The sequence below is a fragment of the Kitasatospora azatica KCTC 9699 genome (genome assembly GCF_000744785.1).
GTDB classification, from domain to species: domain Bacteria; phylum Actinomycetota; class Actinomycetes; order Streptomycetales; family Streptomycetaceae; genus Kitasatospora; species Kitasatospora azatica.
The window spans coordinates 3,161,345-3,182,683 of sequence record NZ_JQMO01000003.1 but is presented as its reverse complement, the minus strand read 5'-3'; the positions used below and the strand labels follow the sequence as shown (position 1 = coordinate 3,182,683).

16 protein-coding genes are annotated in these 21,339 nt (G+C 72.9%); 4 read left to right on the top strand and 12 right to left on the bottom strand.

Going from position 1 to position 21,339, the window contains the following annotated elements; genetic code table 11:
• Positions 1 to 104 precede the first annotated feature (104 nt).
• Together BR98_RS24810 and BR98_RS24805 are read right to left on the bottom strand one after the other, a co-directional pair.
• A complete protein-coding gene (locus tag BR98_RS24810; protein WP_035847644.1) occupies positions 105 to 1,055 on the bottom strand; it encodes an aldo/keto reductase in 951 nt (316 codons plus the stop codon).
• Between the two features lie 130 nt (positions 1,056 to 1,185).
• Complete coding sequence (locus BR98_RS24805; protein ID WP_051970177.1) at positions 1,186 to 2,730, bottom strand: MFS transporter; 1,545 nt, start codon at positions 2,728 to 2,730, stop codon at positions 1,186 to 1,188.
• Between the two features lie 172 nt (positions 2,731 to 2,902).
• Here BR98_RS24805 and BR98_RS24800 point away from each other — a divergent pair, with 172 nt between their 5' ends.
• Positions 2,903 to 4,510 (top strand): FAD-dependent monooxygenase, encoded by a 1,608-nt coding sequence (locus BR98_RS24800; protein WP_051970176.1) that lies wholly within the window; start codon positions 2,903 to 2,905, stop codon positions 4,508 to 4,510.
• 58 nt (positions 4,511 to 4,568) lie between these two features.
• Here the strand turns inward: BR98_RS24800 and BR98_RS24795 are convergent, their stop codons facing one another.
• Entirely contained in the window at positions 4,569 to 4,883 is a 315-nt protein-coding gene (locus BR98_RS24795; RefSeq protein ID WP_035847642.1) for a putative quinol monooxygenase, read from the bottom strand.
• A 189-nt stretch (positions 4,884 to 5,072) separates the two neighbouring features.
• On the opposite strand from BR98_RS24795, the gene BR98_RS24790 reads away from it, so the two are divergent.
• Entirely contained in the window at positions 5,073 to 6,335 is a 1,263-nt protein-coding gene (locus tag BR98_RS24790; protein WP_083976948.1) for an NAD(P)-dependent malic enzyme, read from the top strand.
• 28 nt (positions 6,336 to 6,363) lie between these two features.
• Here the strand turns inward: BR98_RS24790 and BR98_RS36655 are convergent, their stop codons facing one another.
• From BR98_RS36655 to BR98_RS24770, 4 genes are all read right to left on the bottom strand, one after another.
• A complete protein-coding gene (locus tag BR98_RS36655; protein WP_051970175.1) occupies positions 6,364 to 7,641 on the bottom strand; it encodes a phenylacetate--CoA ligase family protein in 1,278 nt (425 codons plus the stop codon).
• A 282-nt stretch (positions 7,642 to 7,923) separates the two neighbouring features.
• Positions 7,924 to 8,973 (bottom strand): aldo/keto reductase, encoded by a 1,050-nt coding sequence (locus BR98_RS24780; protein ID WP_198042278.1) that lies wholly within the window; start codon positions 8,971 to 8,973, stop codon positions 7,924 to 7,926.
• Between the two features lie 71 nt (positions 8,974 to 9,044).
• A complete protein-coding gene (locus tag BR98_RS37135) occupies positions 9,045 to 10,016 on the bottom strand; it encodes a cyclase family protein (protein ID WP_035847640.1) in 972 nt (323 codons plus the stop codon).
• Between the two features lie 306 nt (positions 10,017 to 10,322).
• Positions 10,323 to 11,393, bottom strand: coding sequence for an aldo/keto reductase (locus tag BR98_RS24770; RefSeq protein WP_035847638.1), 1,071 nt, complete (start codon positions 11,391 to 11,393; stop codon positions 10,323 to 10,325).
• 211 nt (positions 11,394 to 11,604) lie between these two features.
• Here BR98_RS24770 and BR98_RS24765 point away from each other — a divergent pair, with 211 nt between their 5' ends.
• Positions 11,605 to 12,468, top strand: coding sequence for an NAD(P)-dependent oxidoreductase (locus BR98_RS24765; RefSeq protein ID WP_035847637.1), 864 nt, complete (start codon positions 11,605 to 11,607; stop codon positions 12,466 to 12,468).
• Between the two features lie 50 nt (positions 12,469 to 12,518).
• Here BR98_RS24765 and BR98_RS24760 read toward each other — a convergent pair whose 3' ends face one another.
• Entirely contained in the window at positions 12,519 to 13,094 is a 576-nt protein-coding gene (locus BR98_RS24760; RefSeq protein WP_035847634.1) for a GNAT family N-acetyltransferase, read from the bottom strand.
• 80 nt (positions 13,095 to 13,174) lie between these two features.
• On the opposite strand from BR98_RS24760, the gene BR98_RS24755 reads away from it, so the two are divergent.
• The gene (locus tag BR98_RS24755; protein WP_035847632.1) at positions 13,175 to 13,813 is read left to right on the top strand and encodes a TetR/AcrR family transcriptional regulator; all 639 of its coding nucleotides are present in this window, start codon (positions 13,175 to 13,177) and stop codon (positions 13,811 to 13,813) included.
• Here BR98_RS24755 and BR98_RS24750 read toward each other — a convergent pair.
• The 4 genes from BR98_RS24750 to tmk all read right to left on the bottom strand — a co-directional run bounded on the left by BR98_RS24750 (position 13,755) and on the right by tmk (position 21,328).
• Entirely contained in the window at positions 13,755 to 15,371 is a 1,617-nt protein-coding gene (locus tag BR98_RS24750) for an alpha/beta hydrolase (protein WP_035847629.1), read from the bottom strand. The two genes, BR98_RS24755 and BR98_RS24750, sit on opposite strands and share 59 nt — an antisense overlap.
• Positions 15,372 to 15,445: 74 nt before the next feature.
• Entirely contained in the window at positions 15,446 to 16,597 is a 1,152-nt protein-coding gene (locus BR98_RS24745) for a hypothetical protein (RefSeq protein WP_035847625.1), read from the bottom strand.
• A gap of 176 nt (positions 16,598 to 16,773) precedes the next feature.
• The gene (locus BR98_RS24740) at positions 16,774 to 18,009 is read right to left on the bottom strand and encodes a DNA polymerase III subunit delta' (RefSeq protein WP_035847624.1); all 1,236 of its coding nucleotides are present in this window, start codon (positions 18,007 to 18,009) and stop codon (positions 16,774 to 16,776) included.
• A 64-nt stretch (positions 18,010 to 18,073) separates the two neighbouring features.
• Positions 18,074 to 21,328, bottom strand: a complete 3,255-nt coding sequence (tmk, locus tag BR98_RS24735) for a dTMP kinase (RefSeq protein WP_035847623.1) — start codon at positions 21,326 to 21,328, stop codon at positions 18,074 to 18,076.
• Positions 21,329 to 21,339: the final 11 nt, after the last annotated feature.

Here is a 21,339-nt window from a genome sequence, read left to right as displayed (position 1 = left end):
CTGATCAGGTGAGGGGTAGGTGTTCGCTCATTGCCGTTCGTGGTGCTGATGGTTCGGGTGGCGCTGTGCATCGTGGTGGCGCTGTGCATCGTGGTGGCGGTGGCTCAGTAGCGGGTTCCGACGGCCTCGTTGCCCAGTCGGCTGAGCAGTGCGAGGTCCTCGGCCGAGAGCGTGAGGTCCGCGCCCCGGACGTTCTCCTCCAGGTAGGCGAGCCGCTTGGTGCCGGGGATCGGCACGATGTGCTCGCCCTGGGCCAGCACCCAGGCCAGGGCGACCTGGGACGGGGTGGCGCCGTAGCGGGCGGCCACCTCGGCGACGCTGTCGGCCAGCTTCTGGTTGGCCTCGATGGCGTCCGCCTGGAAGCGCGGGTTCTGCCGCCGCCAGTCGTCGTCCTCCAACTGGCGGGAGGAGCTGATCGCCCCGGTCAGGAAGGCCCGGCCGAGCGGCGAGTAGGCGATGAAGCCGACTCCGTTCTCCTTGGTCCAGGGGACCACCTGGTCGAGCTGGTCCTGGCTCCAGAGCGAGAGCTCGCTCTGGACGGTGGCGACCGGGTGGATCCGGTGCGCCGCCGCCAGCTGCTCGACGGTGGCCTCGGAGAGGCCGATCCGGCCGAGCTTGCCCTGCTGGACCAGCTCCGCCAGCACGCCCCAGGACTCCTCGACCGGAACGGCCGGGTCGACCCGGTGGAGCTGGTAGAGGTCGATCCGCTCGACGCCGAGCCGGCGCAGCGAGTCCTCGGCGGCCTGGCGCAGGTGCTCGGGGCGGCCGTCCGGGACGATGGCGCCGTCCCGGATGACCAGTCCCGCCTTGCTGGCCAGCACGATCTCCTCGTGCCGGCCGCGGATCGCCCGGCCCACCAGCTCCTCGTTGGTGTGGGGGCCGTAGACATCAGCGGTGTCGATCAGGGTGGCCCCCAGGTCGATCGCCCGGTTGATCACTCGGATCGACTCGGCGTCGTCCCGGCGGGTCCGGCTGTAGGCGAAGCTCATGCCCATGCAGCCCAGGCCGATCGCGCCGACCTCTTCGCCCTTGTTGCCCAACTGCCGGTTCTGCATGGCCTGTTGACTCCTCCAGTGTGGCACAGCGGGACTGCTGTGCGGGGCTTTGCGGTATGTGCCTTGCGGGTTCTGCGATGTGTCCAAAGAACGTGATCCGAAGCGCGCGCTCCGAGGCGCACGGGGGTGCTCAGCTGCGGTCGAGCTCACGGTCGCGCACCACGGCGTAGGTGGTCACAGCGCCGATCAGCGCCAGCACGGCCAGCACGATGAAGGCGGTGTGCATGGACGAGGTCAGGGCGTGCCCCACCGCCTGGTTGGCCGCCGCACGGGTGCCCGCAGGCAGCGCGTCCAGCGAGTCGCGCAGTCGTCCCTGGACGGCGTCACCGGCCAGCTTCTGCTCCTGGGCAGGGCTCAGCCCCGGCACCACGCCGTGCAGTCGGTTGCCGGCCAGGCTGGCCAGCAGGGCGCCGGCGCCGGCGATGGCGATCGACTCGCCGGTGATCCGCATGGTGTTGAAGATGCCGGAGGCCACGCCGGCCCGCTCGACCGGCACCACGCTGACCGCGGCGTTGTCCATCACACCGAAGGCACTGCCGACACCGATCCCGAAGACGGCCAGCGGGCCGATCAGTCCGGACAGGCCGGAGGAGGGCTGCAGGACGACCAGCCAGAGCGACCCGGCGGCGATCAGCGCCGAGCTGGCGGCGAGCATCACCCGCAGCGGAACCCGGGTGGCGATCCGTCCGGCGACCAGCGGCAGCGCCAGCACCGGGATGGTCAGCGGCAGCAGCACCGCACCGGCGGCGGTGGCGCTCAGCGAGCCGACGCCCTGGAAGTACTGGGGCAGGTAGACCAGCAGCACCACGAAGCCGAAGGTGATGGTGAAGGGCTGGCAGACCACCACGATGAAGGTCGGCCGCTTGAACAGCGAGAGGTCGAACATCGGGCGCTGGACGCGCCCTTCGACCAGCACGAAGAGCAGCATGAAGACGGCGAAGCCGATCAGCGAACCGATCGCGGTGGGGCTGGCCCAACCCTGCTCGGGGCCCTGCACGAAGAACATGGCGAGCAGGAAGAGGCTGCCGCTGAAGGTCACCAGGCCGCCCCAGTCGACCCGTCCGGGGTTGGGGTCACGCGACTCGCGGACCTTGGGGAGCAGCGACAGCACGACCACGCCGAGCACCACGTTCATCAGGAAGACCGCGCGCCAGCCGATGCTGCCGACCAGTGCGCCCGCCACCAGCGGGCCGAGCGCCAGGCCGAAACCGAAAGAGGCACCGAGTACCCCGAAAGCCTTGGTGCGGGCGTGTCCTTCGAACGAGGCGGCCAGGATCGCCGCACCGCTGGTGAGCACGCCGGCCGCGCCGACACCCTGGACCGCGCGGGCCAGGTCGATCAGCACGATGTTCGAGACCAGGCCGCAGACCAGCGACATCGCCAGGAAGAGCCAGCTGCCGAGGACCAGGATCCGCTTGCGACCGAACCGGTCGCCGAGGCCGCCGGCCGCCAGCAGGAATGCCGCGAAAGTAACACCGTAGGCGTTCTGCACCCACTGGGCCGCCCCGACACCGGCCGCCAGATCGGTGGCCAGCTTGGGCAGCGCCACGGCGGGTCCGGTGACCGTGAGCGGCAGCATCACGCTGGCCAGGGCCACCGCGATCAGGGTGGACAGGCCACCCGAGGGCCGCGCCTTGGGCGGGTTCGCCCGGCGCTGCTGCGTCAGTACGCTCATCCCACTCTCCTCTTCCATCAATCTTCTGAGCACTTGTCAGATGACTAGAACCATAAGATATCTTAGAGTCATCGTCAATCTGCAGAGCATCGCAGAGCAGACAGGGCCGTGCGCTGCCTTGGCGCCGCCATCCACTGATCAGTCCAACCGTTCTGACGAGGAGTCAGCTCACATGTTCGAGGCATCGAAGACCCAGTCCGACGTCGACGTCCTGATCGTCGGCGGTGGCCCGACCGGCATGATGGCGGCCTGCGAGCTGCTCCGCCGGGGCGTGCGGGTGCGGATCATCGACCGGGCGCCGGAGGCCAGCCCGTTCCCCAAGGCGCTGCTGCTGTGGCCGCGCACCCTGGACCTGCTGGAGGACCTGGGCGTGCTGGGCGCGGCCCGCGAGGCCGCCCTGCAGATCAACGCCTTCAGCTACTTCTCCGACCGGGAGCCGCTGGCCACCTTCGAGTTCGGCGAGGACCTGGCCCCGCTCTGCCTGCCGCAGAGCTCCACCGAGCGGGTCATCGCGGACCGGCTGCACGAGCTGGGCGGCAAGGTCGAGCGCGGGGTCCGGCTGCTCTGCTTCGACGGCATGGACTTCTCCGGCCGGATCGACGCCACCGACGGCGTCACCGCGGTGCTGGAGCACGCGGACGGTCGGATCGAGCGGACCCGGGTGCCCTTCGTGATCGGCGCGGACGGCGCCGGCAGCGCGGTGCGCGGGCAGATCGGCACCGGCTTCAACGGCAGCACCTACGAGACCGCGTTCGCCCTGGTGGACGCCAAGATCGAGGGCGAGCTGCCGCCCGACCAGGCGCTCTACTACCAGTCCCCCAAGGGCGCGTTGGTGATCGTGGCGCTGCCGGACGGCGTCTTCCGGTTCTTCTCCAGCCTGGCCCCCGGCGAGCAGGTCAGCGTCGAGCGGATGCAGGAGATCGTGGACGAGCGCGGCCCGCAGGGCGTCACCATCGGTGAGCCGGTCTGGCAGTCCGTCTTCCGGGTGCACGCCCGGCACGCCGGCGACTTCCAGCTCGGCCGGGTCTTCCTGATCGGCGACGCCGCGCACGTGCACAGCCCGGCCGGCGGCCAGGGCCTCAACACCGGTCTGCAGGACGCGCACAACCTGGCCTGGAAGCTGGCCGCGGTGCTGCACCGGGAGGCGCCCAGCGACCTGCTGCTGAGCTACGGGCCGGAGCGCTCCGCGGTCGCCCAGCGGGTGGTCCGGGACACCGACATCCAGACCCGGGCCTGGCTGGCCAAGACGCCCGCCAAGGTGCTGGCCCGGGACGCCGCGTTCAAGGTGGCCGACCGTTCCGGGATCTTCTCCAAGCTCTACGGTCCGGTGATGGCGGGCCGCCGGCTCTCCTACCCGCCGGTCCGCGAGACCCAGCTGCCGGCCGGTCAGACCCTGTGCAAGGTCCGCTCCCAGCTGCCCGGCGGCCTCAAGGTCGGCGCGGTGCTGCCCCGTCCGCTGGCCATCGCGGCCGGTCTGGCCGGTCCGGGCACCGACCCGCTGAACTGGACGGTGGCCGTGCTGCCGGGCGGCGACCCGAAGTGGCTCGCCGAGGTCGAGCGGCTGGCCGCCGAGCGCCCGCAGGTGCGGGTGGTCCGCCTGCCGCGCAGCCGGGCCGCCAAGCACACCGGCTGCGGCCAGCCGGGCTTCTACCTGGTGCGTCCCGACGGGCACGTCGCCGCGCACGGGCACGCCCGGGACACCCAGCGGCTGGCGGCCGAACTGACCGCCGTGCTCGGCCCGGTGGCCGAGGTGCCGGCCGAGCTGTCGGACGCGGCCTGAACGTGAAGGTGGCCCCGGAGCCTGAGCTCCGGGGCCACCTCGCGTTTCCGACTGGACGTCAGCCGACCTGGTGCGGCACCGAGTCGGTGATCCGGGTACCCCGGACCAGCCAGGTCGGGCCCTCGGCGTAGTCCTTGATCAGCTCGAAGAACCGCGCGAAGTGCGGTCCTTCGCAGTGCACGTCGAAGGCCGCCTCGTCGGTGTAGGCCTCGTTGAGGTAGAAGCGGTTCGGCTGTTCCGCGTCCTCGACCAACTCGAAGCGCAGGGTGCCCGGTTCGTCGGCCGCGGAGTTGCGGCCGTCCTCCAGTGCTGCGGCGATGAACTCCTCCCGCCGGTCGGCGGGAATCTCGAAGGCCACGGCGATCTGGTACATGGTTCCCCTCCCTGTTCCGAAAGCGTCCGCTCAAGTCGCGGACGACCACGTCAGCCTAACATGTCCGATCTGACCACTGTCCGGATCGGAAGAGACATCGCAAACCCGTTGAATATAAGAGCTCTTATGCTAATTTCGTAACTGCAGCAGCTCCCGACAAACCCTCAACTCCCGCACTGGAGGCCCAAGATGACCGCCGAGACGACCATCGAGACGATCATTGAGACGACCGTCGAGACCCAGCTCGAGACCACCTCAGAGACCCCGTCGGAGGCCCAGCACGCGGCCCCGATCCGGCCCTACGCCGAGCCCGTCTTCGAACTGCACCGGGGCGGCAAGATGGAGATCCGCTCGACCATCGCGCTGCGCGACGCCGACGACCTCTCGCTGGCCTACACCCCGGGCGTCGCTCGCGTCAGCTCGGCGATCGCCGAGCGCCCCGAGCTGGCCCACCGCTACACCTGGGCGGCCAACACCGTCGCGGTGGTCACCGACGGCACCGCGGTGCTGGGCCTGGGCGACATCGGCCCGGCCGCCTCGCTGCCGGTGATGGAGGGCAAGGCCATCCTGTTCAAGGAGTTCGCCGGCGTCGACTCGGTGCCGCTCGCGCTGGCCACCACCGACGTGGACGAGATCGTCCGGACGGTGCGCAACCTCGCGCCGAGCTTCGGCGGCATCAACCTGGAGGACATCAGCGCGCCGCGCTGCTTCGAGATCGAGGACCGGCTGCGCGAGGAGATCGACATCCCGGTCTTCCACGACGACCAGCACGGCACCGCCATCGTCACGCTCGCCGCACTGCGCAACGCCGCCAAGGTGACCGGCCGGCCGCTCTCCGCGCTGCGGGCCGTGGTGGCCGGCGCCGGGGCCTCCGGCATCGCGGTGGCCCGGATCCTGCTGCAGGCGGGGATCGGCGACATCGCGGTCTCCGACAGCAAGGGGATGCTGCACCCGAGCCGCACCGACCTGAACCCGGTCAAGGCCAAGCTCGCCGCCGAGAGCAACAAGGCCGGCTACACCGGCTCCACCGAGCAGGCGCTGCGCGGCGCCGACGTCTTCATCGGCCTCTCCGGCGCCACGGTGGCCGAGGAGGCGGTGGCGGCGATGGCACCGGGGGCGATCGTCTTCGCGCTCTCCAACCCCACCCCGGAGATCCACCCCGAGGCGGCCCGCAAGCACGCGGCGGTGGTGGCCACCGGTCGCAGCGACTTCCCCAACCAGATCAACAACGTGCTGGCCTTCCCCGGCGTCTTCCGCGGCGCCCTGGACGTGCGGGCCCGCACCATCACCGAGGGCATGAAGCTGGCCGCCGCGGCCGCGATCGCCGACATCGTCGGTGACGACCTGACGGCCGACCACATCGTGCCGAGCCCCTTCGACCCGCGGGTGGCGCCGGCGGTGGCCGCCGCCGTCGCCGCCGAGGCCCGGGCCGCTCGGGTGGCCCGCGCCTGACCGCTCCGACAGCAGAACCCGCTCGGGGTCAGGGCGCCGACCAGCAGTCGGCGCCCTCGGCCACGACCTCGACCGCGTCCGGCACGCCGGCGGTCACCTGACTGAGCGTCACATGCGAGGTCAGCAGGTGTTCCAGCACCCACTCCTCCAGGTAGCGGTCGGCGATCTCGCCGTCCGCCGCCCGGATCCGCAGCTGCAGCCGCTCGGTCGGCAGGCCACCGTCCAGCACCGTCACATCGGCCTCGTCCACCTCCGCCACGCCGCGCGCCAGATCGGCCAGTTCGGCCCGGCCGAAGCGCGCACCGCGGAAGCTCAGCACGTCGTCGATCCGGCCCAGCAGCCGCAGCGCGGGCCGCGGATCGCCGCACGGACACCTGGTGAACTCGCCCAGGTCCCCGGTGCGGTAGCGGATCAGCGGACTGATCGCCGACTCGTGCAGGGTGGTCACCAGGATCTCGCCGTCCAGCAGTTCGACGTACTGGTGCGGCAGCACGTGGTAGACGTCGCGCGGGCACTGCGGGCCGCTGCTGCCGACCACCCAGGACTCCACCGAGCCGTAGAGGCCGAAGACCCGCGCCTCCGGGAGCACCTGCTCGATCAACTCCGCGGTGGCGCGGTCGAGTCCGGCGCCGACCCAGACCAGGGTCCGGGCCCAGCCCAGCGACCGGCCGCTCTGCCGGCAGAACTGCAGCAGCTCGCGCAGCGTCGAGGTGTCCGCGGCCAACGCGGTGGCGCCGCACTGGGCGAAGAAGTCCACCCAGGGCGCGAGGTCGCCGCCCTCGGGGCGGCCGTACGGGATGGTCGAGCAGCCGGTGGCCTCGGCCAGTGCCTCGACCAGGTCGTGCACCGGCCAGAGCCGGGTGCCGCGGGCCAGGTTGAGCAGCACGTCGGTGCGCTCCAACGGCGACCAGACCTGTCGGATGGCCTCGGCGAACAGCCCGGTCGGGACCACCGTCGCGGACGGCTCGGCGGCCGTGCCGCCGCCCAGGTAGAGCACCGCGCCGCGGTCCTGCAGCAGCCCGGAGCGGATCCCGCCCCAGACCGCGCCGCGCAGTTCGGCGGCGGTGAGCGGCGGGACCTGGGTGATGTCCAGCCCGCCGGCGTTGCCCAACACCGCGTAGCGGTCGGCGAGTCCGGGGAAGACGGCGGCCCGGTCGAGCAGCGCCCGCACCGCGGCGGGCGCGGGCTTGGGCGGCGCCGGCGCGGCGGCGGGGTTCGCCGGGCCCGCGGCGAGCAGGTCGGGGGCCAGCAGATCGGGGTGGATCGAAAGGTCGGAGAGCCGGGAGTTGCTGAACGGCAGGGTCATGCGTTGCGTCCTTCCACGTGACCCGCAGCGGGTCGGGAGAGCTGCCGTGCCTGGTATCTCGTTACGTCTCGATTGAAGATCCGACCGCTGGCCAAGTCAAACGCTCTGAGCTGCTACTTCCGGTACATCGGACACCTCTTCCGGCCTGTGCGCCAGCCCCGTTGGAGCATCTGCGACACAGCCGGGGATCACGACGGACACATCGTCAGGTGTGTCCGGACACGGCTGAGCCCCCGAGCGCCGTTCGGCACTCGGGGGCTCGGCTTCACGCCGGCTACCTCATCAGGGACGGATCGGGCCGTTGCCCGCGCCGGTGCGCTCGATGACCGCCGCGATCTCCTCGCGGTCGATCTCGGTCAGCTCCAGCGAGCCGCCGCCGATCGAGCCGTCGATCTGCTCGGGGCGACGGGCACCGACGATGGCACCGGTGATCCCGGGCCAGGCCAGCACCCAGGCGATCGCCAGCTCGGCGACGGACACGCCGCGCCGCGCCGCGATCGGACGCAGGCCGTCGACCAGCGCCAGGTTGCTGTCCAGGTTCACCGTGAAGTCCGGGTTGCCGGTCCGCCAGTCGTTGGCCGGCAGGTTGGCCACCCGCTCCTTGGTGAAGGCGCCGGTGAGCAGGCCGGACTGCATCGGGGAGTAGGCGATCACTCCGGTGCCCTGCTCCAGGGCCCAGGCCACCGACTCGGCGTCGCCGCGGTTGATCGCGGAGAACGGCGGCTGCAGGGTGTCGATGTGCGCCACCGCCGAGGCCCGCTTCAGCAGGTCGAGGTCGTGGTTGGACAGGCCGATGGCCCGCACCTTGCCCTCGGCCTTGAGGTCGGCCATGGTCTGCCAGTACTCCTCGAGCGGAGTGGCGTTCTTGCTCGGGCCGGCGCCCTTGGACTCCGCGTCCCAGTCCAGCGACTCGCCGGTGTCGGGGTAGTGCACCTGGTAGAGGTCGATGGCCTCGACGCCGAGCCGACGCAGCGAGTCCTCGACCTCCCGCCGGACGCTCTCCGGACGCATGATCCGGTGCGGCGACGCGTCCGGCTGGCTCTGGTCCCAGACCAGGCCGGCCTTGGTGAACACGTACGGCCGGTCGGCGTCGGACAGGCCCTTCAGCGCCTCCCCGATGACGTGCTCGGAGTGCCCGAGACCGTAGACGGCCGCGGTGTCGACCCAGTTGATCCCGAGCTCGACGGCGTGGCGGATGGCCGCGATCGACTCGCGGTCGTCCTGGTCACCCCAGGCGTACCGCCAGCCGCCACCGCCGATGGCCCAGGCACCGAACCCGACGGTCGTGATGTCAAAGCCGGTCTTTCCCAACTGGCGCTTAGGGAGGGTCATCTCTGTCTCCAGGATTCTCTGTCGTGTGGCGCCGGCCCGGAAGGCCGGGCCGGCGCCGGATCGGTTTGGTGCTAGCTGATCGCGAGCATCCGCACCGGGCCGCCGTAGCCCCAGGCGTGCTTCATCACGCCGACGCTGACGACCGACCCCGCCTGCGGGACGGTGCTGATGTTCGCGATGTTCTCCACCCCGTACCGCATGGCGCCCAGCAGGGCCCGGTGCGCCTCGGGGGCGGGCAGGTTGACACCCGCGTCGAGGCTCGGGGTGTCGGTTCCGGCACCGAAGATGCCGCGGTTGGTGATCAGCCACTGCAGGGCCTCACCGCCCAGACCCGGGAAGTGCGGGTTACCCGCGGTGTCCCGGTTGGTGTAGAGGTCGGGGCGGGTGAAGATCCGGCTGCCCCAGCCGGTGTTGAGGGCCACGAACGAACCGGTGGGGATCCGGCCGTAGCGGCGCTCGTACTCACGCACGTCGTCCACCTGGAGGGTGGTGTCGGCGTTGGTCGCGGCCCGGGCCGAGATGTCGATGACCACCAGGGTGGTCACCAGCTTGTCGACGGTGATCTGGTCGGTGTAGACGCCGGCGCCGTCGACCAGGTGGGACGGGCCGTCCATGTGGGTGCCGGTGTGCTCGTCGATGGTGATCTTGTTGGCGTTGAAGCCCTGGTTGCCGACCGTGGCGTAGTGGTCGATCTCCGGGGTCAGCACGTAGGGCTTGAGGACCGGGAAGTCCACGTCCCAGCGGTAGGTGAGGTCCTGGATGGAGCCCCGACTCCGGCGCAGCGCGTCCGCCACCGAGTCGGGCTGGGATCTCTTGCCCGCCTCGGTGTCGGCGAACGCCGGGGTCGCGCTGATCGCGCCGACACCGGCGATCGTCGCGCCGAGCGCGCCGGCCAGGGTCAGCATCCGACGACGACCGACACCGGGCTTGGTGTCCGACTCCTCGGTCGCGACCGCGGTCGCCGCCGAGTGGTCGTGCCCGCACGGGGCGAAGGCCGCACCGTCCTCGCCGTACACGAGTTCCATCAGCTCACGGGTGCACATGACGTAGTCCTTTCGTGGTGGTCGGCCCGACTGGCGGCGGGCCGAAGAACGTGCCAGGAATGAGGTGTCAAGTGCGGGGGATCTTGCGGGGCGCTCGGACCAGGAGCGCCTACGCAGCAGGCGTACAACGGAATCTGATCATCCGTCGATCACCCGCCGGGAACTTCGATCTCACCGTAGCATACGAAACCGTATGGGCAGTCGATGTCTTATAGATATGACCAACTGGACAGACGGGCCCGGGAGTCCGGAGGGGAATACCGGACTCCCGGGCCCGTGCCTGGGGACGGTGCGTCAGACGTGGAGTCAGGCGGGGTAGACGTCGCCCGGCAGCTTGCGGTCGGCGCCGACGGTGGCGATGTGCCAGTACGGGTACGGGGTCGGGGCCTGGCTCACCTTGTCCAGCGCGGCCACCTCCTCCTCGGTCAGCGTCCACTCCATCGCCTTGAGGTTGTCCTCGAGCTGGTGGATCTTGGTCGCGCCGATCACGGCCGAGGCGATGGCCGGCTTGGCCAGCACCCAGTTGATCGCCACCTGGGCGACCGTGGCGCCGCGCGCGTCGGCGATCCGCTTCATCTCGTCGACGATGTCGTAGGCCTGGTCCTCGTTGGTCAGCGGCGCGGACTCGGCCGGAGTCGCCTCGGACAGTCGGCTGCCGACCGGACGGCCCTCGCCGCGCTGGTACTTGCCGGTCAGGAAGCCGCCGGCCAGCGGGCTCCAGGCGGTGATGCTGACCTTCTGGTCCACCGCCAGCGGGATCAGCTCCCACTCCAGGTCACGGGCCGCCAGGTTGTAGTAACCCTGGTAGACCACGAAGCGGTTGAGGTTGCGGCGCTCGGAGACCGAGAGCCCCTTCATCAGCTGCCAGGCGGCGAAGTTGGAGACGCCGAGGTAGCGGACCTTGCCGGAGTGCACCAGGTCGTCCAGCACCCGCAGCGTCTCGTCCAGCGAGGTCCGCGGGTCGAAGCCGTGCAGGTGGTAGAGGTCGATGTAGTCGGTCTGCAGCCGGCGCAGGCTGGACTCGACCGCCTCGTACAGGTGGTGGCGGGTGGAACCGAAGTCGTTCGGGCCGGTGCCGGTGACCCGCCAGCGGCCCTTGGTGCCGATGATCACCTTGTCGCGGACCTTCTTCAGCGTCTGGCCGAAGAACTCCTCACCGGTGCCGTTCTTGTAGACGTCGGCGGTGTCGAAGAAGTTGATGCCCGAGTCGAGCGCCAGGTTCATCAGGCGGTTGACGTTCTGGTCGTCAACGGTCCCGAACTCGGACCAGTTGCGGTCGGCGGCGCCGAGGAAGGATGCCCCGCCGCCGAAGGTCATGGCGCCGAAGCACAGCTCCGAGACGGCCAGGCCGGTGTCACCGAGGTAGCGGTAGCGCATGGTGAAGATCTCCTTGAGACGTGGGAAGGGCAGCTGACCCAGCTGCCGTGACGACTGCGGTCTCGCTGACGGCCCATCACAGGCCGATCACCGTCGGAACGTTTATGACCATAAGACCTCGTATGACTATACGTCAAGCGCGGTCCATCGGGTAAGTTGCACTATCAGATGTCTGAGCCGACCGGCTCGGCGAGAGTAGGGAGAACTGCTCATGAGTGCACCAACGGTGGCGGTGCTCGGCACCGGGATCATGGGCGCGGGCATGGCCCGCAGCCTGCGCCGGGCCGGGCTCGAAGTCCGGGTCTGGAACCGCACGGCGGCCAGGGCCCAACCGCTGGCCGAGGCCGGCGCACTGGTCGCGGCCGACCCGGCGGAGGCGGTCCGCGGCGCCCAGGTGGTGATCACCATGCTCACCGACGGACCCGCCGCACTGGCCGCGATCCAGGCCGCGGCCGAAGGAGTGACGGAGGGTCAGATCTGGCTGCAGACCTCGACGGTGGGCGTGGCCGGCTTCGCGGAGCTGGCCGACTTCGCCGCCACCCACGGGCTCGACCTGGTCGACGCCCCGGTCCTGGGGACCAGGCAGCCGGCCGAGAGCGGGCAGCTCCTGGTCTTCGCGGCCGGCTCCGAGCGGGCCCGCGAACAGGCGGCCGAGGTGCTGTCGGCGATCGCCGCGCGCACCGTCTGGCTGGGCGAGGATGCGGCGGCGGCCACCGCGACCCGGCTCAAACTGGTGGTCAACAGCTGGGTGTTGGCCACCGTCACCGGCGCCGCCGAGGCGCTGGCGCTGGCCGAGGGCCTGGGCCTGGACCCGCGGCTCTTCCCGCAGACGATCGCGGGCGGCGGACTGGACAGCGGCTACCTGCAGGGCAAGTCGGCGGCCATGCTGAGCGGTGACTTCACGCCCAACTTCGGTCTGGCCACGGCCGCCAAGGACGCCCGGCTGATCCTGGCCGAGGCCGACGCGGCCGGCCTGCAGCTGGACCTGGCCACCGCCGTCGCCGAGCGCTTCGAGCGGGCCGTCAAGGCGGGCCACGGCGAGAAGGACCTGTCGGCGACCTACCTGGTCAGCTGAGCGGCTCGGGGCCGGTGGTCAACGCCAACCTCCCACCGGCCCCGACCGGTTCAGCGCTTGAGCTGGACCCGCTGCGCGGAGCTCAGCCACTCCTCGGCGAGCAGCGACCAGACCTCCTTGTCGTGCCGGACGCCGTTGTGCGGGTAGTACGAGCGCAGCACCCCGTCCAGCTTCATCCCGGCCCGCTGGGCCACCGCCCGGCTGCGCTCGTTGAGCGCACTGGACCACCACTCCACCCGCTGCATCCCGCGCTCCACCAGCGCGTACTCGATCAGGTGCCGCACCCCCGCCGAGACCAGCCCGAGCCCCTCGCCGGCCGGCTCGGCCCAGACCCCGATCTCGGCATTGCCGTGCGTGGTGTCGAAGTGCGGGAACATCACCCCGCCGACCAGCGTGCCGTCCAGCCAGATTCCGTAGATCCGGGCGGTGTCGGCGGCCGCCTTGTCGGCGTACCGCTGCAGGGTGGCGCGGGCCGAGTCCAGGTCGGTGCTGGCGCCGGCGAAGCCGATGAACCGGTCGAGGTTCTCCCGTGCCCGGTCCATGTGGGCCAGGAACTCCTCGGCGTGCCAGGGCTCCAGCGGGCGCAGCTCGGCGGGCAGGGTGTCGGAGAGCGGTATCGCGAACATGGCGGAGGGTCTCCCTGATCCAGGACGGGGTACGTGACGGACGAGGTACATAACAAACGTTTGGTAGGTACCATAGCGCCATGACGCCCGCCCGTGGAGACCATGAAGCCCGCCGCCGCGACGTTTCCGAGGCCGTCTGGCGGGTGCTGGCCGGCCGCGGCTTCGGCGGCCTGACGCTGCGGGCGGTGGCCGCCGAGATGGACGCCTCCACCGGCCTGCTCACCCACTACTTCCCGAACAAGCAGGCGCTGCTGCGCACCGCCCTCGAGGTCCTGGACCAGCGCAACCAGGAACGCCCCCGCCGCACCCCGCCCGGCGAGGGCCTGGCCGCCCTGCGCAGCGCCCTGCTCGACGTCCTGCCGCTCACCCCCGAGAGCGCGGACAGCAACCGGATCTGGGTCAGCTCCTGGGACGTGGCCCTGGCCGACCCCGAGCTCGCCGAGGCCCACGCCGAGCGCTACCAGCGCTCCCGCACCCGGCTCGCCCAGCACGTCGCCACCGCCCAGCGGCGCGGCGAACTGCCCAGCGGCACACCCACCGAGGACCTGGCCGCCGCCGCCCAGGGCTTCGCGCTGGGCCTGGTGGTGCAGGCCCTGTTCGCCCCGCAGGAGTTCCCGGCGGAACGTCAGATCCGCTTGCTGGACGACTGGTTTGCCGGCGTCACTTCGCGCAGCGCAGCCCCTGGGCCGGCGGCTGCCCCTCCAACAGGTAGTGGTTGACCGCCGAGTCCACGCAGTCGTTCTGCCGCCCGTACGCGGTGTGGCCGTCGCCGTCGTAGGTCACCAGCCGACCCGACTCCAACTGCCCCGCCAGGGACTGCGCCCAGGCGTAGGGCGTGGCCGGATCGCGCACCGTGCCCACCACCACGATCGGCGCGGCCCCCGCCGCCCGCACGGTGTGCGGCGCGCCGGTCGCCTTCACCGGCCAGTAACCGCAGGTCAGCGCCATCCAGGCCATGTCCCGGCCGAAGTGCGGCGAGGCCTGCTCGAAGCCCGGCACGGCGCTCGCCACCTCGGCCGGCGAGCTGAACGGGGCCGGCAGGTCCAGGCAGTTGACGGCCATGTTGGCGAACATCAGGTTCGGGTAGCTGCCGTCGGCCGAGCGCTCGTAGTACGAGTCGGACAGGTGCAGCAGCGGGCCGCCGTCACCCGCCTTCGCCGCCGCCAGCGCGCTGCGCAGCTGCGGCCAGAGGAACTCCGCGTACAGCGCCTGGATCACCCCGGTGACCGCCTGGGCCTGGGTGAGCTGCCGTCCCTCGGCGGCCGGCAGCGGCTTGGCGTCCAGCGAGTTCAGCAGCGCGTCCAACTCCTGGCCGGCCTGCTGCTCGGTGCTGCCCACCGGGCAGTCGGAACGGCCGGCGCAGTCCTTGGCGAAGGAGCTCCAGGCCGTCTCGAAGCCGCCGGCCTGGGTGCGGTTGCCGGTCAGCGCGTCCAGCGCCGGGTCCATCGCGCCGTCCAGCACCATCCGGCCGACCCGGGAAGGGAAGAGCCCGGCATAGGTCGCTCCCAGCAGGGTGCCGTAGGACTTGCCGACGTAGTTCAGCCGGGCGTCGCCGAGCAGGGCCCGCAGCACGTCCATGTCGCGGGCCGCCTCGACCGTGCTGACGTGGCCGAGCAGCTCCCCCGAGCGCTGCTTGCAGCCGGCCGCGAACTCCTGGTCGGCGGCCACCAGTCGGTCGACCTCGTCCTGGTTGTCCGGGGTGATGTCGGTCTGGGTGTAGGCATCCATCCGGTCCCCGCTCAGGCAGCTCACCGGCGAGCTGCGACCGACCCCGCGCGGGTCCAGGCCGACCAGGTCGTAGGCGGCCCGGACCACCGGCTGGTAGCCGCCCGCCGCCGACTCCACGTACTCCACCGCGGAGCCGCCCGGACCGCCCGGGTTGAGCAGCAGCGAGCCGAGCCGCTGCTGTCCGCCCGCGCCGTCGGCCGGCCGGCGCACCGCGGTCAGCGTCAGGTCCCCGCCGCTCGGCTGCTGGTAGTCCCGCGGCACCTTGAAGGTGGCGCACTCGAAGCCGCTGTCGCAGGCCTGCCAGCCCAGCCGCTGCGCGTAGTAGGAGGAGAGGACGGCCGGGACCGCCTCGGGCAGCGGCTGCAGCGGGGTCACGGCGGAGGCGGCCGCGGAGGCCGTGGCGCTCGGCGAGGCCGCACTGCCGTCGGAGGAGGGCGGGCTGTGGTCACCCGGGGCCGAGGCGCGGCCACCGCCGGAGCAGCCCGTGAGGAGCAGCCCGGTGGCGGCCAGCGCGACGGCCGAGCGGAACAGGGCGGCGGGATCGGGCATGCGGAGGTCTCCCCTCGGGGCCGGCCGGCGGAGCGGCCGAGTGCTGGTGAGCGTAGCCGGAACGGTGGAGCCGCTCAGCCCGCCGGCTGGGCCAGCGTGTCGGTCAGGTACTGCGCGGCGAGCCGGACCAGGCGCAGCCGCTCACGGTCCGGTGCGAAGTCCTGCACCACGTCCGAGATCTTCACCACCGCCTTGGCCGCCTGCCCACGGCCGCCGTGCAGTGCGTCCGCCAGCTTGTGCGCGGCCGCCAGGCCCTCGGTGTCGGCCTTCGCGGCGGCCAGCAGCACCCGGGGCGCCGGGCCGGACGGGGCCTCGGCCGCCGCCTGGGTCAGCGCGGCCGCGTCGTAGCGCCCGGAGACGGCGGCGGCCGCGCCGTACAGCTCCGGACGGGTCAGCCCCGCCGCTACCGCGCAGGGTGCGCCGCCCGCCACCCCGAGGGTTGCCCAGCCCTGCGGGCCCGGTGCCATGGTGTGGAAGGCCGCGGCGACGGCGCTGCGCAGCAGGCTGTCGTCGGCCAGTGCCTGCGGGGCGGCGGCGACCAGGTCGCAGGGGTGCTCGGTGCCGGTCGGCGCGGCGGGGGCGACGGCCAGGAAGGGGTGCGCGCGACCGAGCTTGATCGCCGAGAGCAGGCCGTCGAAGACGTCCGGCAGCTCGGTGTCGGCGGTCTTCCCCGGGGTGGCGGCGTGCAGCACCAGCACCGGGTACCGGGCTGACGGATCGTCGGCGTAGTGCGGCGGCAGCCAAACCCGGACGGTACGGGAATGCCCGTCGGCGCCGGGCACGGCGGCCTCCAGCAGCTCGCCCTCGGCGGGCCGGGCGATGCTGGTGAAGTGGACCGGCTGCGGGCTCGACTGGGCGGACGCGGACCCGGACGCGGACCCGGACGCGGGCGCGGGCGCGGACCCGGACGCCGAGGACTCGGGAGCCGGCCGCACCGCGGCCGGGGCGGCTCGGAGCGGCTCCGCCACCGTCTCGGCCGAGGCCTGCCGGGTGCCGGCGTTCGCCACCGGACGCCCGCCGAGCACGGCGACCACCGCCAGCGCCGTCGCGCACATCCCGCAGAGCAGCGCGCCCAGCAGCCGCAGCAGCACCGGACGCAGATCGGCGGACAGCTCGTAGGTGAGCGCGGCCCGCTCCCCCCGCCAGCGCACCAGGGCGCCCCGGGCCAGCCAGCAGCCGAGCAGCAGAACGGGGACGAGCAGCAGCAGGAGCAACGGACGGGGCATCGGGCACCACCTCGCGAGGACAAGCACCGGACCGGCGGGTACGCGCTCCACAGCGTGCAAGAAGGCGTCCCCGATCCGGCGAACCCTGCGGGCCCCGCGCGCGCGTTCACTCGAACGAGCGAGCCGGGTGGCTCAGCCTGTGACACTCAGTCAGCCCGCGTGGCCGACGCGGTCCGTCAGCCGGCGCGCAGCGCCACCGTCATGGCCTCGACCGCCAGCAGCGGGTCGACGTTGCGGTCCAGGGCCTGCCGGCAGGCCAGCACCGCCTCGATCCGGCGCAGGGTGCCCTCGGGCGGGCCGGCTGCGGCGATCCGGTCCAGGGCGGCGCGCTGGTCCTGGTTGGCGAGCGTGCCGGTGGCGCCCAGCTGCAGCGCGAGCACATCGCGGTAGAAGCCCAGCAGGTCGAGCAGGGCCAGCCCGAGGGTCTCGCGGCGGGTCCGGGTGGCCCGGCTCTTCTGCCGCTTCTCCAGTTCCTTGACCGCGCCGGCCATCCCGCGCGGGGTCTTGCCGCCGTCGGCCGCGCCGTAGGCGGCCTTCAGATCGTCGGTCTCCTTGGCGTCCCGGGTCACCGCGAGCGCCTCGGCGTCCGCCTTGGCGGTGTCCACCAGACGCTGCGCGGCCGCCAGGCAGCCCCCGATGTCGCCGACCTCCAGCGGGATCCGCAGCACCTCGAGCCGGCGGCTGCGGGCCTGCTCGTCCAGCGCGAGGCGGCGCGCCCGCTCCACGTCCCCCTGCCCGGCCTGCGCGGCCAGCCGCGCGAGCCCCGGCTCCACCCCGTCGCGACGCACCAGCAGATCGGCGACCGCCTCGGCGGCGGGGGTGCGCAGCACCAGGTGGCGGCAGCGCGAGCGGATGGTGGGCAGGGTGTCCTGGACGGACGGCGCGCAGAGCAGCCAGACGGTCCGGGGGGAGGGTTCCTCGACGCCCTTGAGCAGCGCGTTCGCCGCCGCCTCGGTGAGCCGGTGGGCGGCGTCGATCAGGATCACCGACCAGCGGCCGCCGGTCGGGTAGCTGGAGGCGCGCAGCACCAGGTCGCGCATGTCGCCGACGCCGATCGACAGTCCGTCGCTGCGGACGAACTTCACGTCCGCGTGGCTCTCCGCCATCACGGTGTGGCAGCCGTCGCAGAACCCGCAGCCGGGCGTGCCGCCGAGGTCCAGATCGGGGCTGGTGCACTGGAGGGCAGCCGCGAAGGCCCGCGCCGCTGTCACCTGCCCGGCCCCGGGCGGGCCGGTGAACAGCCAGGCGTGGGTCATCAGCGAGGCGTTCACAACGCCGTTCGCACCGCCGCTCGCACCGGCCGCCGCCTGCCCCGAACGCCCGGCGAGCACCGTCGCCCGGGCCGCGCGAGCGGCGGCGGTCAGCTGTTCGACCACCCGCTCCTGGCCCACCAGGTCGTCCCAGACGGTCACCGCTGCTCCCACACTCCGCCGCTGCACATTCCGTCAGCGAGCATACGGCCCAGCTCGGACAAGCTCACTTACGGCGCTTGCGGCCCTTGCCGTCCGCCTCGGGCTCGCCGTCCTCGGGGTCGACCTGCTCCCAGCGGGCCCACTCGTCGCGGGAGCCGAGCAGCGAGTCGGTGAGGCTGGGCAGGTCGTCCATCGGGGTCTCCTCGGCCCAGGACGGACGGGCCGGGCGACGCTCCTCCACGGCGGGCAGCTCGCGGGTGCGGTCGGCCGGCTCGGGACGCCACAGGCCCGGCGGCACCCGCTCCTCGACCGGTCGCACCGGCGGCAGCTCGCTGGAGCCGACCGTCGGCAGCACAGCCGTCCGCTCCACCGGCGCCTCCTTGCGGTCGGCCGTGCGATCCACCGGCTTCGGATCCGCGGGCTTCGGCTGCACCGGCTTCGGACCCACCGGCTTCGGCTGCACCGGCTTCGGCTCAGCGCGCCCGGGCTCCGCCACGGTCGGCAGCACGGCCGTACGCTCGACCGCCGCCTCGGCCGCCGCCACCGCCGCCCGGCGCTGCTCCTCGGAGATCTCCTCGGTCAGCTCCTCCACGTCGACCTGCGCCGTCCCGGCCAAGGGGAGCTCGGCCAACGGAATCTCGGCGGTCACCGCCTCGGCGTCGTTCGCCGCGGCGGCCGCGGCCGCCGCCTGCTCCGCCAGCCGGGTCGCCTCGGCCCGCTGCAGGGCCTCCTCGGCGCGCCGCCGCTGCTCCTCGCGCTGCACGTCACGCTGGCGCTGCAGCTCGGCCTGCTGGGCGGCCTGCGCCTCCAGCCGGGCCCGCTCGGCTGCCTCGGCGGCCAGTCGGGCCTCCTCCGCCGCGCGCCGCTCGGCCTCCTCGGCAGCTCGCTGCTTCGCCTCGGCCTCGGCCCTCAGCCGCGCCTCCTCGGCCGCCTTCCGGGCCTCCTCGGCGGCCTTGCGGTCGGCCTCCTCCTTGGCGAGGCGGTCCTTCTCGGCCTGCTCGGCGCGCAGCTGCTCCAGCAGTTCGAGCCGCTTGCGCTCGGCGGCCTCGGCCTCGGCCTTCAGCCGGGCCTGCTCGGCCGCGCGCCGCTCGGCCTCCTCACGGGCCAGCCGCTCCTGTTCGCGCCGGGCCGCCTTCTCCTGCTCGGAGAGCGGCAGCTCACGGTCGAGCCGGTGCCGGATCGCGGTGGTGACCAGGGCGGCCGGCCTGCTGCCGTCGACCACCAGGTAGCGCACCGGGTCGGCGGCCGCCAGGGCCAGGAACCCGGCCCGGACCCGGGCATGGAACTCGGTCGGCTCGGACTCCAGCCGGTCCAGCGCCTCGGTGAACCGCTCCCGGGCCTGGGTCGGGTCGACGTCCAGCACCACGGTCAGGTCCGGCACCAGGCCGCCGGTGGCCCAGCGGGAGATCCGCGCCACCTCGGTGGCGGCCAGGTCGCGCCCGGCGCCCTGGTAAGCGATCGAGGAGTCCATGTAACGGTCGGTGATCACCACCGCCCCCCGGGCCAGCGCCGGCCGGATCACGTTCTCCACGTGCTCGGCCCGGTCGGCGGCGTAGATCAGCGCCTCGGCGCGGTGCGACAGGCCGGTGTTGCCGACGTCCAGCACCAGGCCGCGCAGCCGCTGCCCGACCGGGCTGCCGCCGGGCTCGCGGGTCAGCACCACCTCGTGGCCCTTGCTGCGGATCCACTCGGCCAGCGCCTGCGCCTGAGTGGACTTGCCGGCCCCGTCGCCGCCCTCCAGCGCGATGAAGAAGCCGCTGCCGCTGGCCCGGTGCTCGGGCACCTCGCGGCCGCGGCCGAGCGCCTCCAGCAGCTCGCGGCCGAACGGCACGGTGCCGCGCTGGTCGTCCGTCTTCATCAGCACCACGCCGGCCAACGCCAGCGTGAGCACGCCGGCCGTGGCCACCGCGAGGGCGGCGCCGCCGTGGATGAAGGTGAAGCTGCCGGGCGTCCGGTTGCCGTAGTCGATCTCGCCGTAGCCGGCCGCGAGCAGCGGCATGGCGACCAACGCGCCGCCGACCACCATCCGCAGCACCGCGTACAGGTGCTCGGTGACCCTCGCCAGCCGAGCCTCCTCGACCTCCTGGGCGAGCAGCCCGCGGCCGACCCCGACCACCAGGCCGGCGGCCACCCCGGCCACCGAGGTGAGCAGCAGGATCAGCACGTAGTCGAAGACCAGCCCGGCCAGGATCAGCGCCGCGCCCAGCACCAGCAGCGCCACCGCCAGCAGCCGGCGACGGGAGAGCGCGGGCAGCGTGACCCGGGTCAGCCGCAGCCCCAGCCAAGGCAGCCCGGTGGCGGCCAGCACCAGCAGGCCGTAGCCGACCGGCCCGGCGCCGTGCTCGGCGGCGGTGAGCAGCGCCAGCGCGGCGGTGCCGGCCATCGCCGCGTAGCCGGCGGCGATCGAGAAGGTGAAGTAGGGGGCCGAGCCGGTGCGGCCCTTGCCGAGCGCCGGGCCCGGGGTCGCGTCGGTCGGCGCCCGCAGGCCCTGCAGCGGGGAGCTCGGCCGGCCGGCGCCGACCGCCGCGGACAGGTCCTGCGGGTAGAGCAGCACCGCGGAGGCGACGAAGAGCAGGGCGGCGCCGAGCGCGGCCGTGGTCAGCTGGTGCTCGCGAAGCCAGTGCGAGCCGAGCGCGGCCACCAGGTTGTTCAGCAGCGTGCAGCCGACCAGCAGCACCGCCGCCAGCGGCACGGTGGCCCAGCCGGTGCGCAGATCCAGGGTGCGCAGCGTGTCCAGGTTGGCGGCCGAGGGCCGCTGCTCGCCGGTCGGCGCATAGGGGTTGGCGGCGGGGAGCAGGGCGGGGGCGGCGGCGCCCTTGGCCGCCGACCAGACCCGCTCGGCGGCGCCGGCCGCGAAGACCGTGCCGAACAGCGCGTACGTGGCGGCCGAGCCGTGCGTCCAGACCGACCACCAGGGCGCGACGGCGACCAGCGCCGCACGCAGCCCGTCGGCGCCGATCAGCGTCCAGCGACGGTCCACCCAGGTGCTGAGCAGGCGGTGCAGCGGACCGAGCAGCAGCACCCCGAGCAGCCCGGCGGCCAGCAGCCGGACGGCGAAGACCAGGGTGAGCGCGAAGGCGACCCCCCGGTAGCCGCCGCCGAACTGCTCGGCGCTGCTCGCCGCGGTGACGGTGAGCGCGAGCAGGACCAGGAACGCCAGCCGGTCGGCGGTGCCGCCCACCAGCTGGGTCACCCAGAGGCGTCGGTACGGGCGCAGTCGCAGCAGGGCCCGGGCTCGCTCGCCCGGGGTACCGGCGGGCGCCACCTCGGGGAGTTCGGGCGCCTCGGCAGTGGGGGTGGGCTGCTCCTCGCTCGTCATACGGTCAGCGT

Coding starts and splice junctions, on each gene's coding strand:
- tmk (WP_035847623.1), bottom strand. CDS start 21,328: ATGACGAGCGAGGAGCAGCCCACCCCCACTGCCGAGGCGCCCGAACTC.
- BR98_RS24795 (WP_035847642.1), bottom strand. CDS start 4,883: ATGTACCAGATCGCCGTGGCCTTCGAGATTCCCGCCGACCGGCGGGAG.
- BR98_RS24745 (WP_035847625.1), bottom strand. CDS start 16,597: ATGCCCCGTCCGTTGCTCCTGCTGCTGCTCGTCCCCGTTCTGCTGCTC.
- BR98_RS24765 (WP_035847637.1), top strand. CDS start 11,605: ATGAGTGCACCAACGGTGGCGGTGCTCGGCACCGGGATCATGGGCGCG.
- BR98_RS24780 (WP_198042278.1), bottom strand. CDS start 8,973: ATGACCCTCCCTAAGCGCCAGTTGGGAAAGACCGGCTTTGACATCACG.
- BR98_RS24790 (WP_083976948.1), top strand. CDS start 5,073: ATGACCGCCGAGACGACCATCGAGACGATCATTGAGACGACCGTCGAG.
- BR98_RS24805 (WP_051970177.1), bottom strand. CDS start 2,730: ATGAGCGTACTGACGCAGCAGCGCCGGGCGAACCCGCCCAAGGCGCGG.
- BR98_RS37135 (WP_035847640.1), bottom strand. CDS start 10,016: ATGTGCACCCGTGAGCTGATGGAACTCGTGTACGGCGAGGACGGTGCG.
- BR98_RS36655 (WP_051970175.1), bottom strand. CDS start 7,641: ATGACCCTGCCGTTCAGCAACTCCCGGCTCTCCGACCTTTCGATCCAC.
- BR98_RS24770 (WP_035847638.1), bottom strand. CDS start 11,393: ATGCGCTACCGCTACCTCGGTGACACCGGCCTGGCCGTCTCGGAGCTG.
- BR98_RS24800 (WP_051970176.1), top strand. CDS start 2,903: ATGTTCGAGGCATCGAAGACCCAGTCCGACGTCGACGTCCTGATCGTC.
- BR98_RS24810 (WP_035847644.1), bottom strand. CDS start 1,055: ATGCAGAACCGGCAGTTGGGCAACAAGGGCGAAGAGGTCGGCGCGATC.
- BR98_RS24760 (WP_035847634.1), bottom strand. CDS start 13,094: ATGTTCGCGATACCGCTCTCCGACACCCTGCCCGCCGAGCTGCGCCCG.
- BR98_RS24755 (WP_035847632.1), top strand. CDS start 13,175: ATGACGCCCGCCCGTGGAGACCATGAAGCCCGCCGCCGCGACGTTTCC.
- BR98_RS24750 (WP_035847629.1), bottom strand. CDS start 15,371: ATGCCCGATCCCGCCGCCCTGTTCCGCTCGGCCGTCGCGCTGGCCGCC.